The organism is Aliiroseovarius crassostreae (assembly GCF_025137635.1).
GTDB lineage: Bacteria > Pseudomonadota > Alphaproteobacteria > Rhodobacterales > Rhodobacteraceae > Aliiroseovarius > Aliiroseovarius crassostreae.
On record NZ_CP080772.1, the window covers coordinates 1774762 to 1787363 of the forward strand.

12 protein-coding genes are annotated in these 12602 nt (G+C 60.7%); 1 reads left to right on the forward strand and 11 read right to left on the reverse strand.

Translation table 11 applies throughout. The features are described 5' to 3' along the window. The 11 genes from K3J57_RS08465 to K3J57_RS08515 form a co-directional block, all read right to left on the reverse strand. A complete protein-coding gene (locus K3J57_RS08465; protein ID WP_055191565.1) occupies positions 1–534 on the reverse strand; it encodes a NuoB/complex I 20 kDa subunit family protein in 534 nt (177 codons plus the stop codon). Beyond that, positions 525–890: an NADH-quinone oxidoreductase subunit A gene (locus tag K3J57_RS08470; protein WP_055191563.1), complete on the reverse strand. Its 366-nt coding sequence runs from the start codon at positions 888–890 to the stop codon at positions 525–527. Before K3J57_RS08470 ends, K3J57_RS08465 begins: the two co-directional genes overlap by 10 nt. Before the next feature lie 376 nt (positions 891–1266). Then, positions 1267–2052, reverse strand: coding sequence for a crotonase/enoyl-CoA hydratase family protein (locus K3J57_RS08475; RefSeq protein ID WP_259795393.1), 786 nt, complete (start codon positions 2050–2052; stop codon positions 1267–1269). A gap of 3 nt (positions 2053–2055) precedes the next feature. After that, positions 2056–2913 carry a hydroxymethylglutaryl-CoA lyase gene (locus K3J57_RS08480; protein ID WP_259795395.1) on the reverse strand — a complete coding sequence of 286 codons (858 nt, stop codon included), beginning with the start codon at positions 2911–2913 and terminating at the stop codon, positions 2056–2058. Positions 2914–2921: 8 nt separating this feature from the next. Continuing rightward, positions 2922–3608, reverse strand: a complete 687-nt coding sequence (locus tag K3J57_RS08485; protein ID WP_259795397.1) for a glutathione S-transferase family protein — start codon at positions 3606–3608, stop codon at positions 2922–2924. Further along, a complete protein-coding gene (locus K3J57_RS08490; protein ID WP_259795399.1) occupies positions 3601–5538 on the reverse strand; it encodes an acetyl/propionyl/methylcrotonyl-CoA carboxylase subunit alpha in 1938 nt (645 codons plus the stop codon). Before K3J57_RS08490 ends, K3J57_RS08485 begins: the two co-directional genes overlap by 8 nt. 90 nt (positions 5539–5628) lie before the next feature. Further along, positions 5629–7233, reverse strand: a complete 1605-nt coding sequence (locus K3J57_RS08495; protein ID WP_259790737.1) for a carboxyl transferase domain-containing protein — start codon at positions 7231–7233, stop codon at positions 5629–5631. Next, complete coding sequence (locus K3J57_RS08500; RefSeq protein WP_259795401.1) at positions 7230–7769, reverse strand: lysozyme inhibitor LprI family protein; 540 nt, start codon at positions 7767–7769, stop codon at positions 7230–7232. The genes K3J57_RS08495 and K3J57_RS08500 overlap by 4 nt, the downstream gene beginning before the upstream one ends. After that, positions 7769–8929 carry an isovaleryl-CoA dehydrogenase gene (locus tag K3J57_RS08505; protein WP_055191550.1) on the reverse strand — a complete coding sequence of 387 codons (1161 nt, stop codon included), beginning with the start codon at positions 8927–8929 and terminating at the stop codon, positions 7769–7771. Before K3J57_RS08505 ends, K3J57_RS08500 begins: the two co-directional genes overlap by 1 nt. Positions 8930–9136: 207 nt before the next feature. After that, positions 9137–10342 (reverse strand): DegT/DnrJ/EryC1/StrS family aminotransferase, encoded by a 1206-nt coding sequence (locus K3J57_RS08510; protein WP_259795404.1) that lies wholly within the window; start codon positions 10340–10342, stop codon positions 9137–9139. A 36-nt stretch (positions 10343–10378) separates the two neighbouring features. Beyond that, positions 10379–11068, reverse strand: a complete 690-nt coding sequence (locus K3J57_RS08515) for an HAD-IA family hydrolase (RefSeq protein ID WP_259795406.1) — start codon at positions 11066–11068, stop codon at positions 10379–10381. A 178-nt stretch (positions 11069–11246) separates the two neighbouring features. Here K3J57_RS08515 and glmU point away from each other — a divergent pair, with 178 nt between their 5' ends. Beyond that, complete coding sequence (glmU, locus tag K3J57_RS08520; RefSeq protein ID WP_259779174.1) at positions 11247–12602, forward strand: bifunctional UDP-N-acetylglucosamine diphosphorylase/glucosamine-1-phosphate N-acetyltransferase GlmU; 1356 nt, start codon at positions 11247–11249, stop codon at positions 12600–12602.

A 12602-nucleotide genomic window follows, 5' to 3' on the forward strand; every position in this document is an offset into this window, starting at 1 on the left:
TTACCTCACAATCGTGCCGGTGCGGCGGATTTTGCGTTGCAGCTGCAGGATGCCGTAAACCAGCGCCTCAGCGGTCGGCGGACAGCCGGGCACATAGACGTCAACCGGCACAATGCGGTCACAGCCGCGCACAACCGAATAGGAATAGTGGTAATACCCGCCACCATTTGCGCAGGACCCCATCGAGATCACGTAACGCGGATCGGGCATCTGGTCGTAAACCTTGCGCAGCGCGGGGGCCATTTTGTTGGTGAGCGTCCCTGCCACGATCATGACATCCGACTGACGCGGAGAGGCGCGCGGCGCGATGCCATACCGTTCAAGGTCATAGCGCGGCATCGAGGCGTGCATCATTTCCACGGCGCAACAGGCCAGACCAAAGGTCATCCAGTGCAGCGACCCGGTGCGGGCCCAGTTGATGATGTCATCAGTGGTGGTCAGCAAAAAGCCCTTGTCAGCCAGCTGATCATTCAGCAGGCGGGTGGCGTGTTCACGGTCGCCCTGCGCCGTGTTTGCTCCGGTCATCACTCCCATTCGAGCGCCCCTTTCTTCCACTCATATGCAAAGCCGATGGTCAGCACGGCGAGGAACACCATCATCGACCAGAAGCCAACCAGCCCCACCCCTTTGAAGGCCACAGCCCAGGGGAACAGGAAAGCAATTTCCAGGTCGAAAATGATGAACAGGATCGACACCAGGTAGAACCGGACGTCGAACTTCATCCGTGCGTCATCAAATGCGTTGAAACCGCATTCGTAGGCGCTGAGTTTTTCGGGATCAGGATTGCGAACAGCCAAGACGACGGCGGCGATGATCAGCACAAGACCGATGACAATGGCAAGTCCGAGGAAAATGATGATCGGGAGATATTCCCTGAGAAGGTCTTCCACGTGTGGCTCCTTTTATGCGGCCCTGTTCCGGGCAAATCCGCATTCTGCTAGCTATGTGCGGTTTACCGCCGCACCGGTGTCGGGTCAACCAAGCGGGGTAAATATTCGGGTCTGTGAATGTTACCGCAAGAGCTTGCCTCACTTGTGAAATATCTCGTTGTTTATAAGGGGTTTCCACTGAAAACCCCATAAAACAACAGGGCGAATTTCATCACCTGTTAACCAAAATTTTAGGAGATGTCTCACCCGAGACACCTCCTTTTTTCAACAACATGATATTTGGGGGCTTGAAAAGAGACTCACCAATCCTAGATTTCGATCCCCCCGAGCCCAAAACGGGGAAAAATACTCGGATTTACGACATCCCTCGTGCAGATTACGACTGCCAGCTGGGCTTTTCCTTGGCAAAGAAGGCAGCAATACCTTCCTGTGCCTCGGCGCTTTCCCAACGAGAGACAAGCCCCGCAATGGTCTCGTCAATGATCTCCTCGGTGATCGGCGGCCCCAGACGACGGGCCAGCGCCTTGGCATCCGCCACCGCGCCAGGGGCACAGTTGAGGTAAGGAGCGACCTCTGCCTCAACCGCCGCATCCAGATCTTCCGGGGCAACCGCTTTGGCCAACAGCCCAAGTGTCACCGCCTCATCCGCGTCGAAAATCCGCGCGGACATGAACACGCGCCGCGCCATTGCTTCCCCCAGACGGGCAAGCACATAGGGCCCGATCGTGGCCGGAATCAGACCCAGCCGGGTCTCGGTCAGACCGAACTTGGCACCTTTGATTCCAATCGAAATATCGCTGACCGACGCCATGCCGACACCGCCCCCGAACGCCTGCCCCTGCACCTTTGCAATGAGGGGTTTTGGCATGATATTCAATGCGTTGAGCATCATGGCCAGCTTCTTGGCCTCAACCCCGCGCGTGACCGGATCAGCCGCCATCTGATCCTGCATCCAGCGCAGATCGCCCCCGGCACAAAAGCTTTTGCCGTCGCCTGTCAGGATCACCACGCGCACATGATCATCTGCGCCAAGTTTCTGCGCCGCATCGGTCAGTTCCTCGATCATCTGCGCGGACATGGCATTGTGCTTGTCCGCGCGATCCAGCAACAGGTTGGCCACGCCACGCTCATCCGTCGAAATCGAAATTGTCTGATAGCTCATCTTTTACCCCTCGATGCGCATTTGCCGCGCCATATCTGCGGCCTTGTCCAGAATGTTGCGGTCCAGCCCGGTGGTCATGCCCAGCGAGACCACGCGATCATGCACCGCCTCGCTGGCGACATTGCCCTGCGCACCCGGCGCATAAGGACAGCCGCCCAGCCCGCCCACAGCCGCGTCGAAGACCCGCAGCCCTTTGGCAATCGAGGCCTCGATATTGTCACAGGCCCGGCCGGACGTGTCGTGATAGTGACCGGCAAACATCTCTGGCCCGGCCACATCCAGCACCGCGTCCAGCATGGTCGAGATGCTTTCGGGTGTGGCCTGTCCAATCGTGTCGCCCAGGCTGATTTCGTAACAGCCCATCTCGATCAGCTTTTCAGCCACCCAGGCAACCTTGCTGGCGGGCGTCGGCCCGTCGAACGGACAGTCTGTCACGCAGGAAATATAGCCGCGCATTTTCACATTTGCCGCTTTTGCGGCTTCAGCTACCGGCAGAAATCGCTCAAGGCTTTCCTCAATCGAACAATTGATATTGGCCTTTGAAAACCCTTCCGAGGCAGAGCCGAAAATGGCAATTTCATCGGCCTTGGCCGCCATTGCCCCTTCGAACCCGCGCATATTCGGCGTCAGCGCCGCATAAGAGATCCCCGGAGCGCGGGTGATGCCCGCCAAAACATCCGCTGAATCCGCCATTTGCGGCACCCATTTCGGACTGACGAAACTGGCCACCTCGATGCGTTTGAACCCCGCCCCCGACAGCAGATCGACCAGGGCAATTTTCTCCGCCGTTGGAATCTGGCGTTTCTCGTTCTGCAACCCGTCGCGCGGGCCCACTTCGAAGATTTCTACATAATCCGACATGGCTGTTCTCACATTTCCGGGACAGGATAGAAATCCTGCGCATAAAATCTCTGTTCCCCTTCGCGGGCCACCGTGCGCTGGTGCGAGGGCATTGCCTGCATGCGCGCATGATAGGCCTGAATATTGGGGAACGCGTCCAGTTTCACGTAGTAAGGCGCGGCAAACAGGTTGAAGCCGAACATGATGTCCGCCGCTGAAAATCCACGGTCAAGCAGCCATTCCCGCCCCTCAAGCCGCGCGTCAAGCCCGGCAAGCGTGTGGCGCAACCGTGCCACGTTCAGCTTCAGCACAACGGGGCTGGCCTTGGCGGGCGGGCGCAGAAACACCATCTGCAGGTTCAACTGCTCAATCAGGCTGGCCATGGTTTCCGAATAATGGATCCATTGCAGGTAATCCGGCCGCTCGGCCTCGCCCGGTGCCACCCCAAGTTCCGGCGCATAGCGTTCCACCAGGTATTCGGTGATCGCCCCGCTTTCACTCATCGTGATGCCATCAATTTCAAGCGCGGGAATGCGGGTGGCGGGGGACACGGCGTTGAGCCCCCCCTGGAACATTTCCTTCGAGCCGATCTGATACGCCACCACCTCACATGGCTGCCCGATCCGATCCGCAAGCCCGATCTCTTCGATCAGCCACAGCACCCGGAACGAGCGGCCATATTGCACATGGTGCAGGCGGAAAGGATGATCACTCATCCTCGTCCTCCTCCAGTCGCACCAATGGCGCCCCCGCTTCGACCTGATCACCGGCGGCGCACAGCACCTCGGCCACCACGCCATCGCGCGCCGCTTCCAGCGAGTGTTCCATCTTCATCGCTTCGAGGATGGCAAGGCGATCGCCCTGCTTCACGTCCTGGCCCGCCTCAGCAAAGACCGCCTTCACAAGCCCCGGCATCGGGGCTTCGATGACCCCTGCCCCGGCCCCCGCGCCAGCATCGCGATCCAGCGGATCCGCCACGTGGAACTCCAGCCCGGACTGGGCAAAGACCGTCACCACATTGCCCGCTTTGGCCACGCGCGGTCCATGATCACCACCCAGTTCCCACTGGCCGTTGATACGACGGGCCACAACCTTCTCTTCCCCCACGGTGACCACGTGATGATCCGCCCCGTGAGAACACACCACAACTGCAAATTCCTCACCTGCATAGGTCAGGGTGACAAAGTGGTTGAGACCGCCCCAGAGGGTGAATCCGGTGCCTTTTGGCTTGAGCAGGTCCAGCGCCGAAAGCGCGGCGGCGGCGATGTCGCTCGGGCGCGGGCCGGGTTCGGCAATCAGTGCCTCAAGATCCCGGTCAATCAGGCCGGTATCCACATCACCGACGGCAAAGCCGTCATGCCGTGTCAGTGCCCCGAGGAATGCGAGGTTGGTCACCGACCCGGCCACTTCGGTCTGGGTCAGGGCCGCATTCATCTTTTGCAAAGCCGCTGCACGGGTCGCGGCATGCACCGTGATCTTGGCAATCATCGGGTCGTAAAACGGGCTGATCGTATCCCCCGCCCTGACCCCGGTATCCGATCGCGCCCCTGCGGGGAATTTCAGATGGGTCAGCGTGCCGGTGGCGGGCAGGAAGCCCTTTGGCACATCTTCTGCATAAAGGCGCGCCTCGAAGGCGTGACCGTTGATCGACAGCTCTTCCTGCTGCTTCGGCAATCCTTCCCCCGACGCCACGCGAAGCTGCCATTCCACCAGGTCAACACCGGTGATTTCTTCGGTCACGGGATGTTCCACCTGCAGGCGGGTGTTCATCTCCATGAACCAGAACCCATCGGTGCGCAGACCGTTTGAGCCATCCACAATGAACTCGACCGTGCCCGCGCCTTTATAGCCGATCGCCTCGGCAGCCCGCACACCGGCCATCCCCATCGCCTCGCGGACCTCGTCGGTCATGCCCGGCGCGGGGGCTTCTTCGATCACCTTCTGGTGGCGGCGCTGCAGCGAGCAGTCGCGTTCAAACAGGTGCACCGCTGACGTGCCATCGCCAAAGACCTGCACTTCGATATGGCGCGGGGAGAGGATGTATTTCTCAACCAGCACATCAGGATTGCCAAAGGCGGTCTGCGCCTCGCCCTGGGCCGAGGCCAGCGCATCGGCGAAATCCTTGGGATCATCCACACGGCGCATCCCTTTGCCGCCACCGCCGGCCACGGCCTTGATCAGCACCGGATAGCCCATTTTCTCAGCTTCGGAGGCCAGGAAAGCGGGATCCTGGTTTTCGCCATGATAGCCGGGCACGACGGGCACACCCGCCTCGACCATCAGCTTTTTCGCGGCGTCCTTCAGCCCCATCTTGCGGATCGCATCCGCCGAGGGGCCGATAAAGGTCAGGCCTGCCTTCTCAACCGCATCCACGAAGTCGGGGTTTTCCGACAGGAAGCCGTATCCCGGGTGGATCCCCTGGGCGCCGGTTTCAAGGGCCGCCTGGATAATGCGATCACCCAGAAGATAGCTTTCCGCCGGTTGCGGCGGACCGATATGCACGGCCTCATCCGCCATCATCACATGGCGCGCTCCGGCATCTGCATCCGAATAGACAGCCACGGTGGCAACCCCCAGTTTACGGGCGGTTTCCATGACCCGGCAGGCAATTTCGCCCCGGTTGGCAATCAGAATTTTCTTGAACATCTTATTGTTCCTTTTATCGGGCGGAGGCATTGGGGGCTGTCCGCCCCCAAACCCCCGAGAGTATTTTCGCCAAGAAGAAAGGCGAAACCGTTACATTCTGAAAACGCCGAACTTGGTGTCTTCGATCGGGGCATTGAGGGCGGCCAGGAGCGACAGGTAGAGGACTTCGCGTGATTTACGCGGGTCGATCACCCCGTCATCCCAGAGCCGTGCCGAGGCATAAAGCGGGTGGGACTGTTCCTCGAACATGTCGATGGTGGGCTGTTTGAAGGCGGCTTCTTCTTCCGCCGACCAGGTCCCACCTTTTCGTTCAATCCCGTCGCGTTTCACGGTGGCGAGCACGCCTGCGGCCTGTTCCCCGCCCATCACAGAGATGCGCGAATTGGGCCAGGTCCACATGAAGCGCGGCTGATAGGCGCGGCCGGCCATGCCATAGTTGCCCGCGCCATAAGAGCCGCCCACAACCATGGTCACTTTCGGCACATTGGTGGTGGCGACCGCGGTCACCATTTTCGCGCCATGACGCGCGATGCCTTCGTTTTCATATTTGCGACCGACCATGAAGCCGGTGATATTTTGCAAAAACACCAGCGGGATTTTCCGCTGCGAGCAAAGCTCGACAAAATGCGCGGCCTTTTGGGCGGCCTCGGAGAAGATCACACCGTTGTTGGCGATGATGCCAATCGGGCAGCCCATCAGATGGGCAAAGCCAGTCACGATGGTTTCGCCGAAACGGGGTTTGAACTCGTCAAAACGCGACCCGTCGACAATGCGCGCGATCACTTCGCGGATGTCATAGGGGGTCTTGAGGTCGGCGGGCACCACGCCCAGCAGTTCCTCGGCGTCATAAAGCGGCTCTTCCGGTTCCTGCCATTTCACGGTGAAGGGTTTTTCACGGTTCAGGCTTTCCACGGCGCGGCGCGCCAGTGCCAGCGCATGGGCATCATCTTCGGCCAGGTAGTCGGCCACGCCAGAGAGGCGGGTGTGCACGTCGCCACCGCCAAGGTCCTCTGCCGAGACAACTTCGCCGGTTGCGGCCTTTACCAGCGGGGGGCCTGCCAAGAAGATGGTGCCCTGTTCTTTCACAATGATGGTCACGTCCGACATGGCCGGCACATAGGCGCCGCCTGCGGTGCAGGACCCCATCACAACGGCGATCTGCGGGATGCCTTTGGCGGACATGCGCGCCTGATTGTAGAAGATGCGGCCAAAATGGTCGCGATCCGGGAACACTTCGTCCTGGTTGGGCAGGTTGGCCCCGCCGCTGTCCACAAGGTAAATGCAGGGCAGGTTGCATTCCTCTGCAATCTCTTGCGCGCGCAGGTGTTTTTTCACCGTCATCGGGTAGTAGGTGCCGCCTTTCACGGTGGCATCATTGCAGACGATCATGACCTCTTGGCCATGCACCTGACCGATCCCGGCAATCACGCCTGCGGCAGGGGCCGCATCGTCATACATGCCATGGGCAGCGGTGGCGCCGATTTCAAGGAAGGGGCTGCCCGGGTCCAGCAGGTTCGACACCCGGTCACGCGGCAGCATCTTGCCACGCGACAGGTGACGGTCACGCGAGCGTTCGCCCCCGCCCTGCATCGCCTTTTCAGCGGCCTCCGCCACCACATTCAGCGCGTCCAGATGGCCGTCACGATTGGCCTTGTAGGCTTCTGATCCCGGCATTGCTTGTGAGTTCAGTTTCATTCTGTGCATCCTTCATGGTTGCAGTTCGCGGCCTGATCCGCCGCAAGGTTTTGTTCCAGAGACCAGGCTTGCCGCGCAGTCAAATCAAGATAGCAGGACAGGCTGGCGGGACCGCCGCCCGTGCCACCCCCCCAGGTCGAGCGTTCATATTCACAAGACGCATCACGAAAGGGGATCCAAGCACGTTGCATCGCACGCAGCGCCTCGGCCTGGCTGGGCACACTTGATCCCAGCTCTGCCATCTCGGCATCCACGATTTTGCTTTGCTTCATCAGCAATCCATACGCCGCGTTCAACCGGCGGTCCCAATCATGCGCTTCTGCATCAAGGCATTGCACCATACTTGCGGTGCTCCATCCGTATTCAGTGCTTTCCATACAGGCGCTGGCCGAGGCCCCGAAACACTGATGCGCCTCGCCTTCCCCCCCTTTTTCCGCCAGACAATTCAGCGTGGCATCGAAAGAATAGGTGATGTCCTGCGCCAAGGCCGGAGCCCCCACGCAGGTCAAGGCGCATATGATCGCCCAGCGCTTCATTACTGGTTCGCCATCAGCTCACGGCCGATCAGCATCCGGCGGATCTCCGAAGTGCCGGCGCCGATTTCCATCAGTTTGGCATCCCGGAACAGGCGGCTGACGGTGCTTTCATTCATGAAACCGGTGCCCCCCATCGCCTGCACGGCCTGGTGCGCCTGCACCATCGCCTGTTCCGAGGCGTAAAGCACACAGGCGGCGGCGTCCTGACGGGTCACCTGACCACGGTCACAGGCCTTGGCCACTTCGTAGATATAGGCGCGGGCCGAGTTCATCGCAGTGTACATATCCGCCACCTTGGCCTGCATCAGCTGGAACTCACCGATTGGCTTGCCGAACTGTTTGCGTTCTTTCAGATAGGGCATGATTTCATCCATGCAGGCGGCCATGATGCCGGTGCCAATCCCCGACAGGACCACACGTTCGTAATCCAGCCCGGACATGAGCACCTTCACGCCTTTGCCCTCTTCTCCCAGCACGTTTTCAAACGGCACTTCCACGTCTTCAAAGATCAGCTCAGCAGTGTTTGAGCCACGCATCCCCAGCTTGTCGAAATGCGGCGAGGTCGAGAAGCCTTTCATATCTTTTTCAATCAGGAAGGTGGTGATGCCTTTGGGGCCCGCATCGGGGTCGGTCTTGGCGTAAACCACCAGAGTATCGGCGTCCGGACCATTGGTGATCCAGAACTTGGTGCCGTTCAGCACGTAATAGCCATTGCGCTTTTCGGCGCGCAGCTTCATGCCCACCACGTCAGAGCCTGCCCCGGCTTCGGACATGGCCAGCGCCCCCACATGTTCGCCCGAACACAGCTTCGGCAGGTATTTCGCCTTTTGCTCATCGGTCGCATTGCGGCGGATCTGGTTGACGCAGAGGTTCGAATGCGCCCCGTAGGACAGTGAAATCGAGGCCGAGGCACGGGCGATCTCTTCGACGATCACCACATGCGCCAGATAAGACATGTCCGAGCCGCCAAATTCCTCGGGCGTCGTGACCCCCAAAAGGCCCAGCTCACCAAATTCGGTCCACAGCTCGTTCGGAAACTCGTTGGTCTTGTCCGCCTGCTCGGCCAGCGGTTTAATCCGCTCCTGCGCAAAGGCGTGCACCATTTCACGCACGGCGTTGACGTCTTCTCCGAGGTCGAAATTCATGGAATTTGTGAACATAATGTGGTCCTCCGGGATGGGCCGGTTGCGACGGCCGGAATTAAGTGTCGCCCATTATTGAACGCTTGTTCATTTCCTAGACCGGGAGGCAGATTCGGGTCAATGGGGACGCAGCGTCGCAAATCCCCATGCCAAGGCAGATCAGAAGGTGAAACGACGCGCCCCCAGACGCTGGGCGGGTCTGCCGTCAATCGGCAACAGAGGAGGTTATGGCGCCCGGTTCTGAGACGCAGCGGCCACTTCGTCGCGGATGATCCGCACGATCTGAGCGCAATCATCAAGGCTGAAAGTCAGCGGCAGGCGCAGATCCAAGACCGCCTTCAGGATCCGGTCCGTCCGCGGCAGGCGGGGCGGATCTGCATATCGCCAGCTGTCATATCGGCTGGTGAAGCCCGTAGGCTCTTCGCCGCCGAACCATTTCAGTTCAACACCGCGCGCCGCACAGCGCATTACCACGCCCTCCACCTTTTCTGCCGCCCAATCCAACAGCAGGAACTGGAAGGACGACATGACATAGTCTTCCGCGTCAGGGCGTTCAATCAGCGTCAGTCCGGGCGTGTCCGCCAGCCCCGCCTCCACCGCACGATACCGGGCATTCCACCCTGCACATTGGCCCTCCAGCCTAGCGAGCTGAGGCCGCAGGATCGCCGCGCGCAGATTATCCATCCGACCGGAGATATTCGGGGTGAGGTATTTGATTTCGGCAAAGGCCTCGGGCGGTGGGGCAGCCAGATGACGTTCATAAAGCATGTAAGATCCCGACAGGATCGTGGCCCGTGCCATCAGGTCAGGATCATCCGAAATCAACAGCCCGCCTTCCCCGGAATTCAGATGCTTGTAGGTCTGGGTCGAATAGGCGGCCATCGCCCCATGCCGCCCGGACGGCCCCCCGTTCCAGCGCGCGCCCATCGTGTGGGCGCAATCCTCGATCACCACCACCCCGGCCGCATTGCAAAGCGCCATCAGCCGGTCCATGTCGCAGATATGCCCGCGCATATGGCTGAGCAACAGAACTTTGGCCTGAGGCAATTTTGCCTCCAGATCCTCCAGATCAATCGTCAGCGCCTCGGTGACCTCGACAAAAACGGGCCGTGCCCCCAGTGACGCGATGGCCCCAGGGACCGGAGCCAGGGTAAAGGCGTTGGTCAGCACCGCCTCCCCCGGTTGCACCCCCACGGCGCGCAGAGCGGTCGCGATGGCATAGCCGCCGGACGACACGGCCAGCGCATATTTCGCGCCCATTGCGGCGGCAAATTCCTGCTCCAGAAGCGCGGTTTGCGACAATTCCCCCTCGGCGACGTTATAGCGATGCAGGCGCCCATGGCGCAGCACCTCAAGCGCGGCGGCAACCGCGTCGTCGGGGATCGGTTCCTGCTGGGTGAAATTTCCGGAAAAGATCTCTTGTTCAGTCATATGCGTGCCTTTCCCCAAACCACCCGGCCCTTACCGTCACACCGTGACCGGCAGGCCAATCAGCCGGGCGACAATGTCGTCCAGATGATCGAAATGGTCCAGCATCGCTTCGGGGGCAAGCCGCGACACGCCCTGCCCCTCCGGACCGAACCCCACCAGGATGCAGGGCACGCCGGCTGCGCGCGCCGTTTCCCGGTCGGTCATGGTGTCCCCGATGATCAGCGACGCCTCAACGCGGCCACCAGCCTGTTCGACCGATGCCACATAGGGTGCGGGGTCCGGTTTGCGGGTGGGCAGAGTGTCTGCACCGATCAGCGACGTGAACAGGTCCCGGATCCCCAGTCGCGCCAGCAGAAGATCGGCCAGCCCCTCAGGCTTGTTGGTGCAGATCCCCACCGCATAGCCCTGCGCGCGCAACCGTTTCACCGCCGCCACCGCACCGGGGTAAAGTCGGGTATGCCGGTCGATCCCGATACGGTAATGGTCCAGCAGGTTGGGAAACTCGCGCTCCACATGGGGGTCGCGCTGCGAAACATCCCCATGCCCCAACCGCTCGAAGCCCAGATGCAGCATGGCGCGCCCTCCGTGAAAGGCGGTCAGGGCATCCGCCACCGGATCAAGCGGCTGCCCCTGCCCCAGCGCCTGAAAGCAGGCATTGGCAGCGGCGATCAGATCGCCGGATGTGTCCGCCAGCGTCCCATCAAGATCGAAGATAACAGTCTGCATCTGCCCCTCTTTTCTGCGGTGATCGGGTTTCGGCAAAAACACGCCAGTTGCGGCGTCGATATGGCCCGATGTGTAATCCATGGTAAAGTTAAGTGAACCTAGCCCTCTTGCGGGCGCTTACCCAAGAGGTAAAACGGGACCAACGGATTTAAAAGAGCAGATCACCATGACCACACCCTTGCCCACCGCCCTGATCCTGCTGGCCGCAGGACGCGGCACACGGATGAAATCGGACCTTCCCAAAGTGTTGCACGAGGTGGGCAATGCGCCGCTATTTGCCCATGCGCTGGCCTCGGGCCGTGATCTGGCGGCAGAGCGCACGGTGATGGTGGTGGGCCATGGGGCCGATCTGGTCAGGAAAGCCGCCCATGAGATCGACCCCGACATCACGCTGGCCGTTCAGGAAGACCAGCTTGGCACCGGCCATGCCGTGTTGCAGGCCCGCGAAGCACTGGCTGGCTTTGAAGGTGACGCGATTGTCCTCTATGGTGATACGCCTTTCATTCGCCCGGAGACGCTTCAGGCCATGGCCGACGCACGCCAGAACGGCGCGGATGTGGTGGTGCTTGGCTTTGAGGCGGCTGATCCCGGTCGCTATGGGCGTCTGGTTGTGGAAAACAAAACCTTGACCCGCATTGTCGAATTCAAAGATGCCAATGACGCGGAACGCGCCATTACGCTTTGCAACAGCGGTGTGGTTGCAGCGGACGCCCAGACCCTGTTTTCGCTGATTGACGGCGTGGGCAACGACAATGCGTCGGGCGAGTATTACCTGACGGATATTGTGGAAATCGCCAATAGTCGGGGATTGCGGGCCGTGGCCGTCACCTGTGACGAGGCGGAAACGCTCGGCATCAACTCCCGCGCGGAACTGGCTGCCGCCGAAGAGCTGTTTCAGACCCGCCGCCGCGCAGAGCTGCTGGAGGACGGGGTGACACTTCAGGCCCCGGAAACCGTGTTCTTCTCACTCGACACCGTGGTGGGGCGCGATGCCTTCATCGAACCGAATGTCTATTTCGGCCCGGAGGTGACGGTGGAAAGCGGTGCACGGCTGCGGGCCTTCAGCCATTTCGAAGGCTGCCACGTCTCCACCGGCGCCATCGTCGGACCCTATGCGCGGCTGCGCCCGGGGGCCGAGCTTGCCAATGGCGCCAAGATCGGCAATTTCGTGGAAATCAAGAATGCGCAGATCGGCGAAGGGGCCAAGGTCAATCACCTGTCTTACGTGGGGGACGCATCCGTCGGGGACGAGGCAAACCTGGGTGCGGGCACCGTCACCTGCAACTATGATGGCGTGATGAAACACCACACCCATATCGGCAAACGCGCCTTTATCGGCTCGGACACGATGCTGGTGGCCCCGGTTCGTGTGGGGGATGAGGCGATGACAGCGTCAGGTTCGATCATCACCCGGGACGTGCCCGACGGGGCGCTGGCGATTGCGCGGGCGGATCAGCAGATCAAACCGGGCCTTGCGGTGAAACTGTTCAAGAAACTCAAGGCGCTCAAGGCGCGCAAACAGGAAGGCAAGTGA

What these genes read in the sequence shown, in the direction of transcription:
- K3J57_RS08465 (WP_055191565.1), bottom strand. Translation starts at nt 534, where the DNA reads ATGGGAGTGATGACCGGAGCAAACACGGCGCAGGGCGACCGTGAACAC.
- K3J57_RS08475 (WP_259795393.1), bottom strand. Translation starts at nt 2,052, where the DNA reads ATGAGCTATCAGACAATTTCGATTTCGACGGATGAGCGTGGCGTGGCC.
- K3J57_RS08480 (WP_259795395.1), bottom strand. Translation starts at nt 2,913, where the DNA reads ATGTCGGATTATGTAGAAATCTTCGAAGTGGGCCCGCGCGACGGGTTG.
- K3J57_RS08485 (WP_259795397.1), bottom strand. Translation starts at nt 3,608, where the DNA reads ATGAGTGATCATCCTTTCCGCCTGCACCATGTGCAATATGGCCGCTCG.
- K3J57_RS08490 (WP_259795399.1), bottom strand. Translation starts at nt 5,538, where the DNA reads ATGTTCAAGAAAATTCTGATTGCCAACCGGGGCGAAATTGCCTGCCGG.
- K3J57_RS08495 (WP_259790737.1), bottom strand. Translation starts at nt 7,233, where the DNA reads ATGAAACTGAACTCACAAGCAATGCCGGGATCAGAAGCCTACAAGGCC.
- K3J57_RS08500 (WP_259795401.1), bottom strand. Translation starts at nt 7,769, where the DNA reads ATGAAGCGCTGGGCGATCATATGCGCCTTGACCTGCGTGGGGGCTCCG.
- K3J57_RS08505 (WP_055191550.1), bottom strand. Translation starts at nt 8,929, where the DNA reads ATGTTCACAAATTCCATGAATTTCGACCTCGGAGAAGACGTCAACGCC.
- K3J57_RS08510 (WP_259795404.1), bottom strand. Translation starts at nt 10,342, where the DNA reads ATGACTGAACAAGAGATCTTTTCCGGAAATTTCACCCAGCAGGAACCG.
- K3J57_RS08515 (WP_259795406.1), bottom strand. Translation starts at nt 11,068, where the DNA reads ATGCAGACTGTTATCTTCGATCTTGATGGGACGCTGGCGGACACATCC.